We start from the raw sequence: 17,359 nt of genomic DNA, 5'->3' as shown, positions 1-17,359 counted from the left end.
TCCGTGGACCGAGCCCGGCTCAGCGCGATCGCCCACCGCTGGCACCCCGTCGCCAGCCCCGTCTCCGACGACGCCCTCGCCCGCCTGGTCGACCGGGCCGCCCCGCCCGGCCGCCCCGGCGGCAGCGGGCGCGTCCTCGACCTCGGCTGCGGCCCCGGCTCCTGGCTGCTGGCGCTGGTCGCCGCACACCCGGCGCTGGTGGGCGTGGGGGTCGACACCTCCGCGCCGGCGCTCGACACCGCCCGCGACCGCGCCGCCATGGCCGGACTCGTGGGGCGCGTCGTGTTCGTGCAGGCCGACGCCGCCACCTGGGAGGGCGAGCCGGCCGACGTCGTCCTGTGCATCGGCGCCGCGCACGCCTTCGGCGGCACCGCCGGGGCGCTGGCCGCGGTGCGCCGGCACCTGCGTCCCGGTGGGCGCGTGCTCTTCGGTGACGGGTTCTGGGAGACCGGGCCGAGCGAGCGGGCGCTGGCCGGCCTGGGCGCCGAGCCCGGCGAGCTGCCCGACCTGCCGGGACTGCTGGCGGAGGTGGCGCGCGCCGGGTTCGAGCCGGGCTACGGGCACGTGAGCACCCTGGCCGAGTGGGACGAGTACGAGTGGTGCTGGACCGGCGCCGTCACCGAGTGGGCGCTGACCGAGGCCGCCCCCGGGGAGCGGGAGGAGGCGCTCGAGGCCGCGCGGACGCACCGGCGCCAGTGGCTGGAGGGCTACCGCGGCGAGCTGGGCTTCCTGACCGCCGTCCTGCACGACACCGGGAGCTGAGCGGCGGCGCCGCGGACACCGGGCCCACGACGACGACGGCGGCGCACCCCTGGGGGTGCGCCGCCGTCCGTCGTCCGGAGTGCGCTCAGAGCCGGCCCGGGGCCGGACGGGTGCGGCTCAGTGGTCGCCTGCCTCCGCGGCCCGCTTGATCGAGGCGTCGATCTCGGCCTCCGCCGCGGCGCGGCCGACCCACTCCGCACCCTCCACCGACTTGCCCGGCTCGAGGTCCTTGTAGGTCTCGAAGAAGTGCTGGATCTCCAGGCGGTCGAACTCCGACACGTCGGTGATGTCCTGGAGGTGGGCCATCCGCGGGTCGGTGGCCGGGACGGTGAGGACCTTGTCGTCGCCGCCCGCCTCGTCGGTCATCCGGAACATGCCGATGGCCCGGCAGGTGATCAGGCACCCCGGGAAGGTGGGCTCGTCGAGGAGCACCAGGGCGTCGAGCGGATCGCCGTCCTGACCCAGGGTGTTCTCGATGTACCCGTAGTCGGCCGGGTACCGGGTCGAGGTGAACAGCATCCGGTCGAGCCGGATGCGCCCGGTGGCGTGGTCCAGCTCGTACTTGTTCCGCTGGCCCTTGGGGATCTCTACCGTCACGTCGAACTGCACGGCACGTAGTGTGGCCCACCGGTATCGGGTCCACCGGCGCAGGGCGTCCGCGGGGGCCTCTTCCGGGGGGAGCGCACCATCACGCCGAGCGGGTCCAGCACCATCACGCCGAGCTACCGGCGGCTGCGCCGACGGCTCCTCGTCGCCCTCCTGGCGGTGGTCCTCGTGGCCGCGCTCGCCGTCGGCGCCGCGGTGGCCCTCGGGGGCGACGACGACGGCACGGCCACCGCCGACCCCCCGGCCCCCGCCGCGCAGCTGCCCGAGGTCGGCGATCCCGGCCCGGTGCTCGCGGCGCTGTCCTCCGGCGCGCCGGCCCCCGAGCCCGACGCGCTCGCCGCGGCGCTGCGCCCGCTGCTGGCCACGCCCGCGCTCGCCGGCGGCGTGTCGGCGGAGGTCGTCGACGTCACCACCGGGGACGTCCTCCTCGACGAGGGCGCCGACCGGCCGGTGACGCCGGCCTCCACGGCCAAGCTGCTGACCGCCGTCGCGGCCCTGACCACGCTCGACCCCGAGAACACGCTGGAGACCACGGTCGTCGCGGGAGCCACGCCCGACGAGGTGGTGCTCGTCGGCGGCGGCGACCCCACCCTGTCGACCACCGTGCCGTCGCAGAGCTACCCGGGCGCGGCGACGGTCGCCGACCTCGCCGCCCAGGTCCGCGCCGCCCTGCCCCCGGGCACCACCGTCAGCCGGGTGCTCGTGGACAACTCGCTGTTCGAGGGCCCGCTCACCGCGGAGGGGTGGGGGGCGGAGGACGCGCCGTCCACCTACGCCTCGCCGGTCACCGCCACCGCCGTCGACGGCGCGCGGGTCACGCCGGGGGACACCGCCCGCAGCGGCGCGCCCGGCACCGACGCCGGCCGGGCCCTGGCCGCCGCACTCGGCGCTCCGGGCGCGATCGTCGAGCTGGGGCAGGCCCCCGACGACGCGCGGACGCTGGCCACCGTCCGGTCCGCGCCCGTCGCCCGTCTGGTCGAGCAGGCGCTGTCGCTGTCGGACAACCTGCTGGCCGAGTCGCTGGCCCGCCACGTGGCCCGCGCCCGCGACCTGCCGGCCTCCTTCGAGGGCGCGGCGCAGGCGGTCACCGCGGCGCTCGCCGACGCCGGCGTCGACGTCTCCGGGGTCGAGCTGCACGACGGCAGCGGCCTGTCCCGCCTGGACCGCGTCCCCCTCGCCGTCCTCACCGACCTGGTCGCCGGCGCCGCCGACGGGTCGCTGGAGGGGACCTCGGCGGTGGTCTCGGGACTGGCAGTGGCCGGCTACGACGGCACCCTGGCCGACCGGGGCGACGTCGACCCCGCCACCGCACCGGGGTCCGTCCGCGCCAAGACCGGCACGCTGCTGGGCGTGCACGGACTGGCGGGCACGGTGGTCACCGCCGACGGCCGGCTGCTGGCCTACGCGCTGGTCGCCAACGGCACGGTCGGCGGCGGCGGGCCCGAGGAGGCGGCCCTGGACGCCGCAGCCGCCACCCTGGCCGCCTGCGGCTGCCGGTGAGGAACGGGAACGGCCATCCCTCAGGGGCCCGCGCCGAGCCGGCGAGGCGTGGGGGGAGGGGTGGTCCTTCCCGTACGGTGAGGCGATGACGAGCAGCTCACTGGTCGACTGGGAGCTCGCCGGCCGCACCGCCCGCCGGCTGTCCGGTGCGGGGCCCGCGACCACCCGCGAGGAGGCCGCCGCCGTCGTCCGGGAGCTGCACGAGGCCGCCGCGGCCGCCGTCGCGCACGTCGAGGAGCTCACCGGGCTGCGCCCGGTCGAGGGCGGGCCGGTGCCGGAGGTGGCCGTGGTCGACCGGCCGGGCTGGATCGACGCCAACACCACCGGCATGGCCGCGCTCATGGACCCGCTGGTCACCGCGCTCACCCAGCGTCAGGAGAACCGCCCGGGGCCGCTGGCCACCGCCATCGGCTCCCGCGCGACCGGCGTGCAGGCCGGCGGCCTGCTCGCCTTCCTCTCCTCGCGGGTGCTGGGCCAGTACGAGGTCTTCGGCACCGGCGGCCGGCTGCTGCTCGTCGCCCCCAACATCGTCGACGCCGAGCGCAAGCTCGGGGTGGACCCCTCCGACTTCCGGCTGTGGGTCTGCCTGCACGAGGTCACCCACCAACTGCAGTTCACCGCCCACCCGTGGCTCACCGCCCACCTCGAAGCGCAGATCGCCGAGTTCGTCGACGCCACCGACCTCAGTCCCGACGCGCTGCGCGACCGGCTGGCCGACCTGGTCCGCGGGGTCACCGACGCCGTCCGCGGCGAGGACGACGGCGGGGGCGGGCAGGGCCTGATGGCGCTGGTCCGCGACCCCGCGCAGCGCGCCGTGCTCGACCGGGTGACCGCGGTGATGAGCCTGGTCGAGGGGCACGCCGAGTACGTGATGGACGGCGTCGGCCCCGACGTGGTGCCCTCGGTCCGCACCCTGCGCAAGCGCTTCGCGCAGCGGCGCAAGGGCCGGGGGCCGCTCGACCGTGTGCTGCGCCGCCTGCTCGGGCTCGAGCAGAAGATGAAGCAGTACGCCGACGGGCGGCACTTCGTCGGCGGCGTCGTCGACCTGGTCGGCATGGAGGGCTTCAACCGGGTGTGGGCCGGGCCGGACAACCTGCCCCTGGTCGAGGAGCTCACCGACCCCGCCCGCTGGGTGGAGCGGGTGCACGGCCGCCCCGCCGTCCCCGCCTGAGCCGTCTCGGGTGAGCGGCCCGCCACCCGCGGTCGCGCACGTCCGCAGCGCCGTCCGGCGGGGCCTGCGCTCCTCCGCGCAGCCGGTGCTGGTCGCCGTCAGCGGGGGAGCGGACTCCCTCGCGCTGGCCGCGGCGGTCGCCTTCGAGGCCCCGCGGGCCGGGGTGCCGGCCGGGGCGGTCACCGTCGACCACCGTCTGCAGCCGGGCTCGGCGCAGCGGGCCGCGGCGACCGCGGACCTGCTGCGCGGCCTGGGGCTCGACCCCGTCCGGGTCGTCGCCGTCGACGTCGGCACCGGCGGCGGACCCGAGGCCGCGGCCCGCACCGCCCGCTACGGCGCGCTGGCGCGGGAGGCCGCCGCGCACGGCGCGCGCATCGCCCTGGGCCACACCCTCGACGACCAGGCCGAGACGGTGCTGCTGGGCCTGGGGCGCGGCTCGGGCCCGCGCTCGGTCGCCGGCATGGTGGCGCAGCGCCCGCCGTACTGGCGCCCGCTGCTGGGGACCCGCCGCGCCACCACGCGGGCGGCGTGCGCGGCGCTGGGCCTGCCGGTGTGGGACGACCCGTGGAACACCGACCCCGCCCACCGGCGGGCCCGGCTGCGCGCCGAGGTGCTGCCGCTGCTGGAGGACGTGCTCGGTGGCGGGGTCGCCGAGGCCCTCGCCCGCACCGCGGACCTGCTGCGCGAGGACCTCGACGTCCTCGACGGGCTGGCCGCCGGCCACCTCGCGCGGCTGGCCGAGCCGGCGGGCCTGCCCACGGCCGACCTCGCCGGGCTGCCGGACGCGCTGCGCCGGCGGGTGCTGCGAGGCTGGCTGCGCGACGGCGGCGTCCCGGACCTGCAGGGGGTGCACCTGGCCGCCGTCGACGCGCTCGTGGCCGCCTGGCGCGGGCAGGGCCCGGTGACCCTCCCCGGCGGTGCGGAGGCCCTGCGGGCGTCTGGCAGGCTGGTGCTGCGGCCCGCCGGCTCCCCGGGCGGGAGGGCTGTCTCGGCACCCGATCCGGAGGAGCAGACCCCGTGAGCGAGACCGCGTCGACCCCTGCGGTGCTGGGGCCCGACCACGGCTACGGCCCCGACATCGACCACGTCCTGCTCCACGAGGAGCAGATCCAGGCGAAGATCGCCGAGCTGGCCGACCAGGTCGCCCGGGACTACGCCGGCCGCGAGGTGCTGCTGGTCGGCGTGCTCAAGGGCGCGGTGCTGTTCATGAGCGACTTCGCCCGGGCGCTGCGGCTGCCCACCCAGATGGAGTTCATGGCCGTCTCCTCCTACGGCAGTTCCACCAGCTCCTCGGGCGTCGTGCGGATCCTCAAGGACCTCGACCGCGACATCAGCGACCGGCACGTGCTCGTCCTCGAGGACATCATCGACAGCGGGTTGACCCTCTCCTGGCTGCTGAAGAACCTCGGCAGCCGCCGGCCGGCGTCGCTGGAGGTGTGCGCGCTGCTGCGCAAGCCCGACGCGATCAAGGTCGAGGTGCCGGTGCGCTACGTCGGGTTCGACATCCCCAACGAGTTCGTCGTCGGCTACGGCCTCGACTACGCCGAGCGCTACCGCGACCTGCCCTACATCGGGACCCTCAAGCCGGAGGTCTACGAGGCCTGATCGCCGGCCTGCCGGCCGGGCGGAGGCTCCTCCCGAGGGGTGAGCGGACGGTGTCCGCCCAGTTCGCGTACAGGGGATCCACAGGCGTCCCGGTGTACCGTCGAGGCCTACGACGCCTGACCGAGCGCCAGGGTGCCCGCCCGGGTCGCGCGGAGCGTCACCCGGACGATCAGGAGGGTCGACGGGCCAGGCCGGCGCCCCGGCCGCCCGGCATCGGTGTATGGAACGCAAGAAGATCTTCCGCTCCGTGTGGTTCTGGGTCGTGCTCGTCGTCCTGGTGGCCCTCGGCCTGTCCGCCGTGTTCAGCGGCGGCTCGGCGTACGAGCCGGTCCAGACCTCCGTCGCGCTCCAGCAGATCGAGGACGGCAACGTCGAGTCCGTCACGATCAACGACAAGGAGCAGACGCTCGACCTCGACCTGAGCGACCCGGTCGACGGCAACGACCAGATCAGCGCCTCGTACCCGATCGGCGCGTCCGACGACGTCTTCGCCCTGGTCTCCGGGATCGGCTCCGACGGCCAGCGCACCGGTGACGGGGTCGAGTTCACGACCAACGTCACGCAGGACAGCGTGCTGGTCAGCGTCCTGATCAGCTTCCTGCCCTTCCTCATCCTCCTGCTGCTGCTGTTCTGGCTGTTCAACTCCATGCAGGGCGGCGGCCGCGGGGTCATGGCCTTCGGCAAGTCCAAGGCCAAGGTGGTCAGCAAGGACACCCCGAAGACGACGTTCGCCGACGTCGCCGGGGCCGACGAGGCCATCGAGGAACTGCACGAGATCAAGGACTTCCTCGCCAACCCGGTCAAGTTCCAGGCCGTGGGCGCCAAGATCCCCAAGGGCGTGCTGCTGTTCGGCCCGCCCGGCACCGGCAAGACCCTGCTCGCCCGCGCGGTGGCCGGCGAGGCCGGCGTGCCGTTCTTCTCCATCTCCGGGTCGGACTTCGTCGAGATGTTCGTCGGTGTCGGCGCGAGCCGGGTGCGCGACCTGTTCGAGCAGGCCAAGGCCAACGCCCCCGCGATCATCTTCGTCGACGAGATCGACGCCGTCGGCCGCCACCGCGGCGCCGGCATGGGCGGCGGTCACGACGAGCGCGAGCAGACGCTCAACCAGATGCTCGTCGAGATGGACGGCTTCGACGTCAAGGGCGGCGTCATCATGATCGCCGCCACCAACCGGCCCGACATCCTCGACCCCGCGCTGCTGCGCCCCGGGCGCTTCGACCGGCAGATCGCCGTCGACCGGCCCGACCTGGAGGGCCGCAAGCGGATCCTCGAGGTGCACGCCAAGGGCAAGCCCCTCGCCCCCGACGTCGACCTCGAGACCGTCGCCCGCCGCACCCCCGGGTTCACCGGTGCCGACCTCGCCAACGTGCTCAACGAGGGCGCGCTGCTCACCGCCCGCACCGACGCCACGGTGATCACCGACGCCGTCCTCGAGGAGGCGATCGACCGTGTCATCGCCGGCCCCGAGCGCAAGACGCGGGCGATGAGCGAGAAGGAGAAGAAGGTGACCGCCTACCACGAGGGCGGCCACGCCCTGGTGGCGCACGCGCTGCCCAACCTGGACCCGGTGCACAAGGTGACGATCCTGCCGCGCGGGCGGTCCCTGGGGCACACGCTCGTGCTGCCCACCGAGGACAAGTACACCCAGACCCGCTCGGAGATGATCGACACCCTGGCCTACGCGCTCGGCGGACGGGCGGCCGAGGAACTGGTCTTCCACGAGCCCACCACCGGCGCGGGCAACGACATCGAGAAGGCCACCTCGATGGCGCGCGCGATGGTGACCCAGTACGGCATGAGCGCCAAGCTCGGCGCGGTCAAGTACGGCAGCACCGACTCCGAGCCGTTCCTCGGCCGGGACATGGGCTCGCGGCCCGACTACTCCGAGGCCGTCGCCGCCGACATCGACGCCGAGATCCGCGCGCTCATCGAGGCCGCGCACGACGAGGCGTGGGAGATCCTGGTGGAGTACCGGGCCGTCCTCGACCAGCTCGTGCTCGAGCTCATCGAGAAGGAGACCCTCTCCAAGGAGGACATGGCCCGCATCTGCGCGCCGGTCACCAAGCGGCCCTCGATGGCGCCCTACAACGGCTTCGGCAAGCGGACGCCGTCGGACCAGCCGCCGGTGCTCACCCCCGCCGAGGCCGCGGCCGCGGCGAACGGCCACGGCACCGGCCACGGCGCCACTGCGGTCGGGGCCAACGGCAACGGCACCGGTCTGGTCAAGGGCGGGACCAACCCGGTGGGGGACGTCGGCGCACCCGTACAGCGGTGAGCGCACTCCCGGAGGAGCCGGAGGACGAGGTCCGCGCCGACCCGGCCCGGATCGACCACGCGCGCGCCGAGGCGGCGGTGCGGGAGCTGCTGCTCGCGGTGGGGGAGGACCCCGACCGCCCCGGTCTGCGCGACACCCCCGCCCGGGTGGCGCGCGCCTACGCGGAGACCTTCGCCGGCATCTGGCAGGACCCCGGCGAGATCCTCGCGACGGTGTTCGACGAGGACCACGACGAGCTGGTGCTGGTCAAGGACATCCCGATGTACTCGACCTGCGAGCACCACCTGGTGCCCTTCCACGGCGCCGCGCACGTCGGCTACATCCCGGGCGAGGACGGCCGGGTGACCGGGCTGTCGAAGCTCGCGCGGCTGGTCGACGTCTACGCCCGCCGGCCGCAGGTGCAGGAGCGGATGACCCGGCAGATCGCCGACGCCCTCGCCGAGCACCTCAAGCCGCGCGGCGTCATCGTCGTCATCGAGGCCGAGCACCTGTGCATGGGCATGCGCGGGGTCCGCAAGCCGGGCTCGACGACGGTCACCTCCGCCGTGCGCGGCGTCTTCCGCGACAGCGTCGCCACCCGCGCCGAGGCGATGAGCCTCGTCCTGGGCCGGTGAGCGCGGCCGGAGCGCAGCTGCTGCACCCCGGGCGGTGCGTGGTGATGGGTGTCCTCAACGTCACGCCCGACTCCTTCTCCGACGGCGGCTGCTTCGCCGACCGGGAGCCCGCGGTCGCGCACGGCCTGGCGATGGCCGCCGCCGGCGCCGACTACGTGGACGTGGGCGGGGAGAGCACCCGGCCGGGCGCCGACCGGGTCGACGCCGCCGAGGAGCGCCGGCGCGTGGTCCCCGTCGTGCGCGACCTCAGCGCCGCCGGGGTCCGGGTCAGCATCGACACCACCCGCACCGAGGTCGCCGCGGCCGCGATCGAGGCCGGTGCGGTGCTGGTCAACGACATCAGCGGCGGCCTGGCCGACGACGGCATGGCCCCGCTGGTCGCCGACGCCGGGGTGCCGTGGGTGCTCATGCACTGGCGCGGGCACAGCCGCGAGATGTACTCCCGCGCCGAGTACGGGGACGTCGTCGCGGAGGTCTGCGGGGAGCTGTCCGCGCGGGTGGACGCCGCGCTCACCGCCGGGGTCGACGCCGGCCGGCTGGTGCTCGACCCGGGCCTGGGCTTCGCCAAGCAGGCGGGGCACAACTGGGCGCTGCTGGCCGCGCTGCCCCGGGTGGTCGCCCTCGGCCTGCCGGTGCTGGTCGGCAGCTCGCGCAAGTCCTTCCTCGGCCGCCTGCTCGCCGGCCCCGACGGCGCCCCGCGCCCGGCCGCCGGGCGGGACGCGGCCACGCTGGCCACCACCGTCCTGGCCGCGGAGGCCGGCGCCTGGGGGGTGCGGGTGCACGACGCCGCCGCCTCGGCCGACGCCGTCGCCACCGTGGCCGCCGTCCAGCGCGCCCGCGAGGAGGCCCGTCGTGACTGAGCCGCCCACCCCGGGCCGGGGCACGCCCGACCGGATCGCCGTCCGCGGCCTGACCGCGCACGCCCACCACGGCGTGTACGGCTTCGAGCGGGAGCGGGGGCAGACGTTCTCCGTCGACGCCGTCCTCGAGGTCGACACCGCCCCGGCCGCCGCCACCGACGACCTCGCGCTGACGGTCAACTACGCCGAGCTCGCGCAGCGGCTGCACGCCGTCCTCACCGGCGAGCCGGTCGACCTGCTCGAGACGCTGTGCCGACGGCTGGCCGACGTCTGCCTGGCCGACCCGCTGGTGCAGGCCGTCGAGATCACCGTGCACAAGCCGCAGGCCGACCTCGGCGTCCCCTTCGACGACGTCACCGTGACCATCCGCCGGGAGCGCGCGGCATGACCCGCGCGGTGCTCTCCCTCGGCGCCAACCTCGGCGACCGCGCCCGGGCGCTGCGCACCGCGATCGAGGCGCTGCGGGCCGACGGACTGGTCGCCCGCTCCACCCTGTACGAGACGCCGCCGTGGGGGCCGGTCGAGCAGCCGCCCTACCTCAACGCGGTGGTGTTCGTCCGCGGCGACCGGGACGCCGCCGGCTGGCTGGCCCGCGCCCACGAGCTCGAGCAGGCCGCCGGCCGCACCCGCGAGGTGCGCTGGGGGGCGCGCACCCTCGACGTCGACGTCGTCACGGTCACCGCCGACGACGGCACCCCGGTGCTCTCCGACGACCCGGCGCTCACGCTGCCGCACCCGCGCGCGCACGAGCGGGCGTTCGTCCTGGTGCCGTGGCTGTCGCTGGACCCCACCGCCGTCCTGCCCGGGCGCGGCCGGGTCGCCGACCTGGTGGCCGCGCTGCCGCCCGACGACGTCGCGGCGGTCCGCCGCTGGGAGCACCTGCAGTGAGGCCGGTCAGCCGGCGGGACCTCCTCGTCGTCGCGGCCGGGCTCGCGCTGGCGACCTGGCTGGTCGTCCGCGCCACCTACGGGGCGCTGCCGCTGCTGCGCTGGTGGCTGCCGGTGCCGCTGGCGGTGCTCGCCGTCGCCGAGGCCCTCGGTGCCCGGACCCTGCGCGCCCGCCTGGCCGCCGAGCGCGCCGCCCGCCGCGGTACCCGACCCGACGAGCCGGGCGCCCCGCTCGTGCGCCCGGTCGAGCCGATGCTGGTCGCCCGCCTCGCGGTGCTCGCCCAGGCCAGCGCCTACGTGGGCGCGGTGTTCACCGGCGTCTGGGCCGGCGTCCTGCTGCACGTCGCGCCGTCGGTGTCCCGGCTCTCGGCCGCGGGCAGCGACACCGTCACCGCCGTCGTCGGGGTCGTCTGCGCCGCGGCGCTCACCGCGGCGGCGCTGTGGCTGGAGTCGGTCTGCCGGGTTCCGCCCGACCGGGACGGCGAGGGCCCGGAGGACGCCGCCCGCGCCTGACGAAGGACCCTCCTGCCCCCACCGCTCACACGCTCGCGGCGGGCCCCTGCAGGAGGGCCGCACTCCGCAGCATCCTGCGGTGCTGCGGCGGGTGGTCGCTCAGCGCCGGGTGAGCGCGGTCAGCACCGTCTCGGTGACCAGCCGGTCGAGGTCGGCGGCGGCCACCCGGCCGGTGCGCAGACCCTCGGCGGCGCCGACGACCAGCCAGGTCACGGTGATCAGGACCCAGTCGGCCGGCAGGTCGACGCGGAAGTCGCCGGCCTCCTGTCCGCGTCGCACGAGCGCGCGGATGCGGTCGTCGGTGGCCCGCGCCCGCGCGAGCAGGTCGGCCTCGACCTGGTCGGCCAGCGGTTGCACCGCGAGCGCGCCGTGCTCGGGTCCGAGCGCGGCCAGCCCGGCCAGCACCCGCCGCAGCGCCCCCGGCGGCGGACCGGACTCCGGCTCGGCCCGGTCGACCGCCCCGGCGTAGGCCTCCACCGCTCGCCGGGACAGGTCGGCGACCAGCGCCGCGCGGGAGGGGTGGCGGCGGAACAGGGTGGCGCGGCTGACCCCGGCGGCGGCGGCGATCTCCTCCATCGAGGCGCCCGGGCGTCCGGCCAGCAGGCGGACCGCGGCGCGGGCGATCGTCTCGTCGTCCGTGGGCACGGGTGCTCCTCTCAGCGTGAGATGACAGCGTCTCACATAAGACGTTAGAGTCTCAGCATGGACGTCATGCCATGAGTGGTGAACTGCTCGCGGGGCTCGCCGGGCTGGCCCTCCTCGACTCGCTCAACCCCGCGACGATCCTCGGGGTCGCCGTCATCCTGCTGTCCTCGGTGGCGCACCCCGGCCGGGTCGCGCTGCTCTACGTGGCCGGGGCCTACGCCACGGTGCTCGCCGCCGGGTCGGCGCTCTACCTGGGTGCCGGGGCACTGGCGGGTGCCCTGGAGGGCGGGACGGTGTGGATCCGGCGCGCGGCGCTGGCCCTCGCCGCGGTCCTGCTGCTCGTGGCCGCCGTCCGCCGGTTGCGGACCCGGCCCCGGCGCGAGGTGCGGCTGCCGTCGTGGTTCGGGCCCTGGACGGCGGTCCCGGCGGGGGTGCTGGTCACCGCGGCCGACCTCCCCAACGCCTTCCCCTACCTCGTGGCGATCGAGCGGGTGCTGGCCGCCGAGGTCCCGGCCCTCCCGGCGGTGGGGCTACTGGCCGGCTACGCGCTGGTCTACTGCCTGCCCTGCCTGCTGCTGCTCGCGGCCGGCCTGACCCACGGTCAGCGGGTGCGGGCCCGGCTGCAGGCGCTGCGGCGCCGGGCGGCAGGCGACGGGACGGTGCCGGCGAGCGTCCCCCGGGCATCGCTGATGTTCGCCGCCGCGGTCGCCGTGGGAGGGCTCGCCGCCGTGGCGTGACGCGGGTGGGGTCAGCCCTCCGCGGTGATCGCGGCGCCGGCCGTCTCCGGCGCCGTCCCCTCCACCGAGCGGCGCAGCGCCGCGTGCAGCGACCCCGGCGTGAGCACCCCCAGGAAGACGTCGCCGTGGAGCACCGCCACCCAACCGGCCTCGTGCTGCAGCATCGTCGCGAACGCCGTCTTCAGCGTCGCGTCGACCGGCACCCAGGCCTCCATCCGGCGCGCGGCCGAGCCCACGGTGCCCGCGCCGCCGGCCCGCTCGGCCGACAGCCACCCGTGCAGCCGGCCGTCGTCGTCGAGGACCACCGCCCAGTGGGCGCCGGCGGCGGCCATGGAGGCCCGCGCGTCGGCCAGGCCGTCGGCCACGTGCACCACCGGCGGCCGCTCCAGGTCCTCGACCGAGATGCCGGTGACCGCCAGCCGCTTGAGCCCGCGGTCGGCCCCGACGAAGTCGGCGACGAACTCGTTGGCCGGCCGGCCCAGCAGGTCGGCGGGCGGGGCGAACTGCTCCACCCGCCCGCGGGTGCTCATCACCGCGATCCGGTCGCCGATGCGGACGGCCTCCTCGATGTCGTGCGTGACGAACACGATCGTCTTGCGCACCGTCTCCTGCAGCCGGAGGAACTCCGTCTGCAGCCGCTCGCGCACCACCGGGTCGACGGCGGAGAACGGCTCGTCCATGAGCAGGACGGCGGGGTCGGCCGCCAGCGCCCGGGCCACCCCGGCCCGCTGCCGCTGCCCGCCGGAGAGCTGGGCGGGGTAGCGGTCGCCGTGGACGGCGGGGTCGAGACCCACCGTGGCGAGCAGCTCGTCGACCCGCTCGCGGGTGCGCCGCCTGTCCCAGCCGAGCAGCCGCGGCACGGTGGCCACGTTGGCCCGCACCGTCTGGTGCGGGAAGAGCCCGACGTTCTGGATCACGTAGCCGATGCGGCGGCGCAGCCGGTCGCCGTCGACCCGGGTGACGTCCTCACCGCCGAGCAGGATCCGCCCCGTCGTCGGTTCGATGACCCGGTTGATCATCTTCATCGTGGTGGTCTTGCCGCAGCCGGAGGGTCCGACCAGGACGCTGAGCTCGCCGGCGGCGAAGGTGAGGTCGAGCTCGGCCACGCCGACCGTGCCGTCGGGGTAGGTCTTGCTCACCCCCTCGAGCCGGATCTCCTGGGCGGTGCCGTCCCCGGCACTGCTGCGCAGGCCCCTCACGGCAGTAGCGTCCACGGCGTGACCTCCCTGGGTGCGCGCCCTCTGCTGGACGCGGTGGGTGGACCGGGGCCGGGGCTGCTCGCGGTGGACGAGGCCCCCAACCCCTGGTTCGACCCGTCCTACGTGACCGACAACTGGGACACCATCCTGGCCTACACCGGCGAACACGTCCGCCTCACCGTGCTCGCCGTGGTCATCGGGGCGGCGCTCGCGCTCCCGCTGGCGCTGCTCGCCCGGCGCAGCCGCTTCCTGTCGGCGCCGGTGCTGGGGCTGTCCACGGTCGTGTACACCATCCCGTCCCTGGCGATGTTCGCGCTGCTGGTCCCCTTCACCGGGCTGTCGTCGAACACCGTGCTGGTCGGCCTGGTCGCGTACTCGCTGGTCATCCTGGTGCGCAACTTCCTGGCCGGGCTGCAGGGCGTGCCCGCCGAGGTCCGCGAGGCCGCGCGGGGGATGGGGATGTCGGCCGCGCAGACGTTCCGGCGGGTGGACCTGCCCCTGGCGCTGCCGGCGTTCATGGCCGGGCTGCGGATCGCGACGGTGTCCACCGTGGCGCTGACGACGGTGGGTGTCCTGGTCGGCCACGGCGGGCTCGGGCAGCTGATCACCGGCGGGTTCGCCGCGAACTTCTACCGGGCCGAGATCGTCACCGGCGCGGTCGGGTGCGTGCTGCTGGCCCTGCTGGCCGACGTCCTGCTGGCCGGCGCCGAGCGGGCGCTCACCCCCTGGACCCGGGCGGTGCGGGCATGAACGACTTCGAGCGGGCGCTGGTCTACCTCAACGACCCGTACAACTGGTCCCGCCCCAACGGGATCGCCGACCTCGCCGTCGAGCACCTGGTCATCTCGGCCGTGGCCGTGCTGGCCGCGATGGTGGTCGCGCTGCCGATCGGTACGGCCCTGGGCACCGCCCGCCGGGGTGGCGGGCTGGTCGTCGTGCTGTCCAACGTCAGCCGCGCGGTGCCCACCCTGGCGCTGCTCACCCTCTTCGCCGTGAGCCCGATCGGCTTCGGCAACCGAGCGACGACGATCGCCCTGGCCGTCTTCGCCATCCCGCCGATCCTCACCAACACCTTCGTCGGGTTCCGCGGTGTCGACCCCGAGCTGCGCGAGGCCGCCCGCGGCATGGGCATGAGCCGCGGGCAGGTGCTCGCCCGGGTGGAGTTCCCGCTGGCCCTCCCGCTGGTGATGACCGGCATCCGCACCGCCGCCGTCCAGGTGGTGGCGACCGCCGGGCTGGCCGCGCTGGTGGGCGGTGGCGGGCTGGGCCGGCTGATCAACCTCGGCTTCGGCCAGCAGGACTACGGGGTCATGATCGCCGGCGCGATCCTCGTCGCCGGGCTGGCGCTCCTGACCGAGGCGGTGCTGGCGCTCCTGTCGTGGGCGATCACCCCCGGGCCGCGCCGGCTGCCGTTCCTGCACGTCAGGACGTCGCCGAGGGCCGGTGGGGTTCCGGAACCGACGGCCAGCGGCGTCCCGCTGTGAGCCGGTGCCCGTCCTCGGGGTCGGCCGTGTAACGACCGGGCAACACATCGGCGCGACCGTTGCCCTGCACCGGAGCCGGACGGTTGCATGTGCGCGCGGGGACCCCCGCCAGACACGCGTCGCGGCGCCACGCCGCACGGGACACAGAAGGCGGACAGCATGCGTCAGCCACGCGCACTCGCCCCCCTCCTCCTCACCGGGCTGCTGCTCACCGCCGCCTGCGGCGAGTCGGGGTCGTCCGGCACCGGTGGGTCCACCGCCAGCGGTTCGGCGGCCAGCGGCGACGCCTGCGCCCCGGTGGCCGGCGACCAGCTCGTCGTCCTCGAGGACGACCAGCAGCTGCAGAACGCCGACAACATCGTCCCGGCGATCACCTCGGCCACCGCCTCGGCCAACCCGGCCCTGGTGCCGGCGCTCGACGCGGTCTCCGCCGCGATGACCACCGACCAGCTGATCGAGCTCAACGCCGCGGTCGACCTCGAGCGCCAGAGCGCCGAGGACGTCGCCGCCGCGTGGGTCGAGGAGAGCGGGGTCACCGACGGGCTCGAGCAGGGCAGCGGGCCGATCATCGTCGGCGCCGGCAACTTCACCGAGTCGACGATCCTGGCCAACGTCTACGCCGGGGTCCTCGACGCCGCCGGGTTCGACGCCTCGGTCCGCGAGGTCGGCAACCGCGACACCTACCTCCCGGCGCTGATCTCGGGGACCGACCTGCAGGTCTTCCCGGAGTACCTGGCCACCGTCACCGAGGCGCTCAACGCGCAGGTCAACGGGCCCAACCCGACCCCGATCGCCAGCGGCGACCCGCAGGCCACCCGCGACGCGCTCCAGCCGCTGGCCGACCAGGTCGGGCTGACCTTCGGCACGCCGTCGGAGGCCGCCGACCAGAACGCCTTCGCCGTCACGCAGGAGTTCGCCGACCAGCTGGGCGTGAGCACGCTGTCCGAGCTCGCCGACGCCTGCGGCGACGGGTCGCTGGTCCTGGGCGGTCCGGCCGAGTGCCCGACCCGGCCGTTCTGCCAGCCGGGCCTCGAGGAGACCTACGGTCTGCAGTTCGCCGAGTTCCGCGAGTTCGACGCCGGCGGCCCACTGACCAAGGCCGCGATCCAGGAGGGCGAGGTCTCCATGGGCCTGGTCTTCAGCTCCGACGGCGCCCTGGCGCAGGGCTGACGGATCCCGGTGCCGAGTGAGCAGTTGACGGTCCGCGACACGACGTGCCGGCGCGTGTCGTGGACCGCAACTGCCCACTCGGGTCGGGAGGGTGCCGCGCGCGGGCGGACACGGGGAGACTCCGTGATGCAGTCGGGGGCTCGCGCAGCGTTACGCTGAGCGCCGTGCGGACGACGGGAGAGGACGGCGGAGCCCGTCGCGCGGCGAGCGGAGCCGGGGCGTCCCGGCGGGTCGCGGGCCTCGCCCTCGGCTGCCTCGCCGCCGTCGCGGCCACGGCCGTGGTCTTCCTGAGCGAGGACCCGCAGGTGCTGCGGATCGCCGTCGTCTCGGTCGCCTGGGCCTGCCTGCTGGCCGCGTTCGCCACCGCCCGCCCCGCCCGCGACGACGACGAGCCCGCGGGCGCCGCCGACCGGGCCGACCTGCACGCCGCCCACCAGCGGGAGCTCGCCGCCGTCCGCGACACCGAGCGGGAGCGCACCGACCGGGCCCGCCGCGACGCCGAGGCCGCCGTGCGCCGCGAGCTCGACGCGCTGCGCGGCGAGCTCGCCGGCCTGCGGGAGGGGCTGTCCGGGCTCGACGACCTCCGTCGCGAGGTCACCGCGGCCGGCGCCCTGCAGCGGGAGCTGCACGCGGGACTCTCCGGGCTCGGCGCACTGCGGGCCGACGTCGGCCGGCTGCGCGCCGAGCTGACCGGCCAGCTCGGCGGCCCGCTGTCGGGGGAGATGCGGGTCGAGCGGGTGGTGATGCACGCCCAGTCGGTGCGCACCGGGCCGGGCCTCGAACCGCTGGAGCCGGCCACCGCCGCGTGGTCGGCCGACGTGGCCCGGGAGCTGTCGGGCCGCTGGCCCGCGGTGCCCGCGTCGACCGTCGCGGTCGGGGTCGCCCGCGACGAGCCCCGGCCGGACCCCTGGCCTGAGCCGCCGCTGCCGCCCCCGCCGCCGCCCGCGCCGGTCGCCCGCTCCCTGCCCGCCGTCCCCCCGCCGCCGCCCCGGCCGGCCGACTCGCCCCGCGAGTGGCTGGCCGCGCGCGGGATGCTCGACGACGCCCCGGCCGTCCCCGCGCCCGCCGACCGGGCGCCGCTGGGCCGCCGCCGCACCGACCTGCCGGTCGACCTGCCCGTCCCCGTGACCACCGAGCGGCCCACCGTGCAGCGGCCCGCCGTGCACGCCGTCGCGGCCGGCCACGCCGGTGCGAGCACCCCGTCGCCCGGCCGGGCCGCGGACATCCCGGACGACCCCGGCGCCGCCCGGCTCGCGCGGATCCTCGCCGAGAGCGGCGTGACCCCCGGCGGCCGCCGCCGGCGTTACCGCGAGTAGGCCGTCGCGCAGCGG

19 protein-coding genes are annotated in these 17,359 nt (G+C 76.1%); 16 read left to right on the top strand and 3 right to left on the bottom strand.

Annotation, left to right across the window (positions count from 1 at the left end; all coding sequences use genetic code 11):
* Nucleotides 1-3: 3 nt before the first annotated feature.
* A complete protein-coding gene (locus ACI78U_RS09925) occupies nucleotides 4-762 on the top strand; it encodes an SAM-dependent methyltransferase (RefSeq protein WP_456875140.1) in 759 nt (252 codons plus the stop codon).
* Between the two features lie 117 nt (nucleotides 763-879).
* Here the strand turns inward: ACI78U_RS09925 and ACI78U_RS09920 are convergent, their stop codons facing one another.
* The gene (locus ACI78U_RS09920) at nucleotides 880-1,371 is read right to left on the bottom strand and encodes an inorganic diphosphatase (protein ID WP_456875139.1); all 492 of its coding nucleotides are present in this window, start codon (nucleotides 1,369-1,371) and stop codon (nucleotides 880-882) included.
* 165 nt (nucleotides 1,372-1,536) lie between these two features.
* Here ACI78U_RS09920 and dacB point away from each other — a divergent pair, with 165 nt between their 5' ends.
* The 10 genes from dacB (at nucleotide 1,537) to ACI78U_RS09870 (ending at nucleotide 10,793) form a co-directional block, all read left to right on the top strand.
* Nucleotides 1,537-2,868 carry a D-alanyl-D-alanine carboxypeptidase/D-alanyl-D-alanine endopeptidase gene (dacB, locus tag ACI78U_RS09915; protein ID WP_456875138.1) on the top strand — a complete coding sequence of 444 codons (1,332 nt, stop codon included), beginning with the start codon at nucleotides 1,537-1,539 and terminating at the stop codon, nucleotides 2,866-2,868.
* A gap of 85 nt (nucleotides 2,869-2,953) precedes the next feature.
* Nucleotides 2,954-4,039 carry a zinc-dependent metalloprotease gene (locus ACI78U_RS09910; protein ID WP_456875137.1) on the top strand — a complete coding sequence of 362 codons (1,086 nt, stop codon included), beginning with the start codon at nucleotides 2,954-2,956 and terminating at the stop codon, nucleotides 4,037-4,039.
* A gap of 10 nt (nucleotides 4,040-4,049) precedes the next feature.
* Nucleotides 4,050-5,060 (top strand): tRNA lysidine(34) synthetase TilS, encoded by a 1,011-nt coding sequence (gene tilS, locus ACI78U_RS09905; RefSeq protein ID WP_456875136.1) that lies wholly within the window; start codon nucleotides 4,050-4,052, stop codon nucleotides 5,058-5,060.
* Nucleotides 5,057-5,644 carry a hypoxanthine phosphoribosyltransferase gene (gene hpt, locus ACI78U_RS09900; RefSeq protein ID WP_456875135.1) on the top strand — a complete coding sequence of 196 codons (588 nt, stop codon included), beginning with the start codon at nucleotides 5,057-5,059 and terminating at the stop codon, nucleotides 5,642-5,644. The genes tilS and hpt overlap by 4 nt, the downstream gene beginning before the upstream one ends.
* 220 nt (nucleotides 5,645-5,864) lie before the next feature.
* Nucleotides 5,865-7,919: an ATP-dependent zinc metalloprotease FtsH gene (gene ftsH / locus ACI78U_RS09895; RefSeq protein ID WP_456875134.1), complete on the top strand. Its 2,055-nt coding sequence runs from the start codon at nucleotides 5,865-5,867 to the stop codon at nucleotides 7,917-7,919.
* Nucleotides 7,916-8,533, top strand: a complete 618-nt coding sequence (gene folE, locus ACI78U_RS09890; protein ID WP_456875133.1) for a GTP cyclohydrolase I FolE — start codon at nucleotides 7,916-7,918, stop codon at nucleotides 8,531-8,533. The genes ftsH and folE overlap by 4 nt, the downstream gene beginning before the upstream one ends.
* The gene (gene folP, locus ACI78U_RS09885; protein WP_456875132.1) at nucleotides 8,530-9,393 is read left to right on the top strand and encodes a dihydropteroate synthase; all 864 of its coding nucleotides are present in this window, start codon (nucleotides 8,530-8,532) and stop codon (nucleotides 9,391-9,393) included. The genes folE and folP overlap by 4 nt, the downstream gene beginning before the upstream one ends.
* On the top strand, nucleotides 9,386-9,781 hold the full coding sequence (gene folB / locus ACI78U_RS09880) for a dihydroneopterin aldolase (protein WP_456875131.1): 396 nt from the start codon (nucleotides 9,386-9,388) through the stop codon (nucleotides 9,779-9,781). Before folP ends, folB begins: the two co-directional genes overlap by 8 nt.
* On the top strand, nucleotides 9,778-10,281 hold the full coding sequence (gene folK, locus ACI78U_RS09875) for a 2-amino-4-hydroxy-6-hydroxymethyldihydropteridine diphosphokinase (RefSeq protein ID WP_456875130.1): 504 nt from the start codon (nucleotides 9,778-9,780) through the stop codon (nucleotides 10,279-10,281). Before folB ends, folK begins: the two co-directional genes overlap by 4 nt.
* Nucleotides 10,278-10,793 (top strand): DUF3180 domain-containing protein, encoded by a 516-nt coding sequence (locus tag ACI78U_RS09870; protein WP_456875129.1) that lies wholly within the window; start codon nucleotides 10,278-10,280, stop codon nucleotides 10,791-10,793. Before folK ends, ACI78U_RS09870 begins: the two co-directional genes overlap by 4 nt.
* Before the next feature lie 99 nt (nucleotides 10,794-10,892).
* Here the strand turns inward: ACI78U_RS09870 and ACI78U_RS09865 are convergent, their stop codons facing one another.
* The gene (locus ACI78U_RS09865) at nucleotides 10,893-11,438 is read right to left on the bottom strand and encodes a TetR/AcrR family transcriptional regulator (protein WP_456875128.1); all 546 of its coding nucleotides are present in this window, start codon (nucleotides 11,436-11,438) and stop codon (nucleotides 10,893-10,895) included.
* A gap of 71 nt (nucleotides 11,439-11,509) precedes the next feature.
* Between ACI78U_RS09865 and ACI78U_RS09860 the strand changes: the two genes are divergently transcribed.
* Nucleotides 11,510-12,175 (top strand): GAP family protein, encoded by a 666-nt coding sequence (locus tag ACI78U_RS09860; RefSeq protein ID WP_456875127.1) that lies wholly within the window; start codon nucleotides 11,510-11,512, stop codon nucleotides 12,173-12,175.
* A gap of 11 nt (nucleotides 12,176-12,186) precedes the next feature.
* On the opposite strand, the gene ACI78U_RS09855 is transcribed toward ACI78U_RS09860, so the two are convergent.
* Nucleotides 12,187-13,374, bottom strand: a complete 1,188-nt coding sequence (locus ACI78U_RS09855; RefSeq protein ID WP_456875126.1) for an ABC transporter ATP-binding protein — start codon at nucleotides 13,372-13,374, stop codon at nucleotides 12,187-12,189.
* An 18-nt stretch (nucleotides 13,375-13,392) separates the two neighbouring features.
* Between ACI78U_RS09855 and ACI78U_RS09850 the strand changes: the two genes are divergently transcribed.
* The 4 genes from ACI78U_RS09850 (at nucleotide 13,393) to ACI78U_RS09835 (ending at nucleotide 17,344) form a co-directional block, all read left to right on the top strand.
* A complete protein-coding gene (locus tag ACI78U_RS09850) occupies nucleotides 13,393-14,124 on the top strand; it encodes an ABC transporter permease (protein WP_456875125.1) in 732 nt (243 codons plus the stop codon).
* Nucleotides 14,121-14,858 carry an ABC transporter permease gene (locus ACI78U_RS09845; protein ID WP_456875124.1) on the top strand — a complete coding sequence of 246 codons (738 nt, stop codon included), beginning with the start codon at nucleotides 14,121-14,123 and terminating at the stop codon, nucleotides 14,856-14,858. Before ACI78U_RS09850 ends, ACI78U_RS09845 begins: the two co-directional genes overlap by 4 nt.
* A 159-nt stretch (nucleotides 14,859-15,017) precedes the next feature.
* On the top strand, nucleotides 15,018-16,028 hold the full coding sequence (locus ACI78U_RS09840; RefSeq protein WP_456875123.1) for a glycine betaine ABC transporter substrate-binding protein: 1,011 nt from the start codon (nucleotides 15,018-15,020) through the stop codon (nucleotides 16,026-16,028).
* 164 nt (nucleotides 16,029-16,192) lie between these two features.
* Entirely contained in the window at nucleotides 16,193-17,344 is a 1,152-nt protein-coding gene (locus tag ACI78U_RS09835) for a DUF6779 domain-containing protein (protein ID WP_456875122.1), read from the top strand.
* Nucleotides 17,345-17,359: the final 15 nt, after the last annotated feature.

This window comes from Geodermatophilus sp. SYSU D00710 (assembly GCF_054050195.1).
This window is presented reverse-complemented; position numbering and strand designations above follow the sequence as displayed.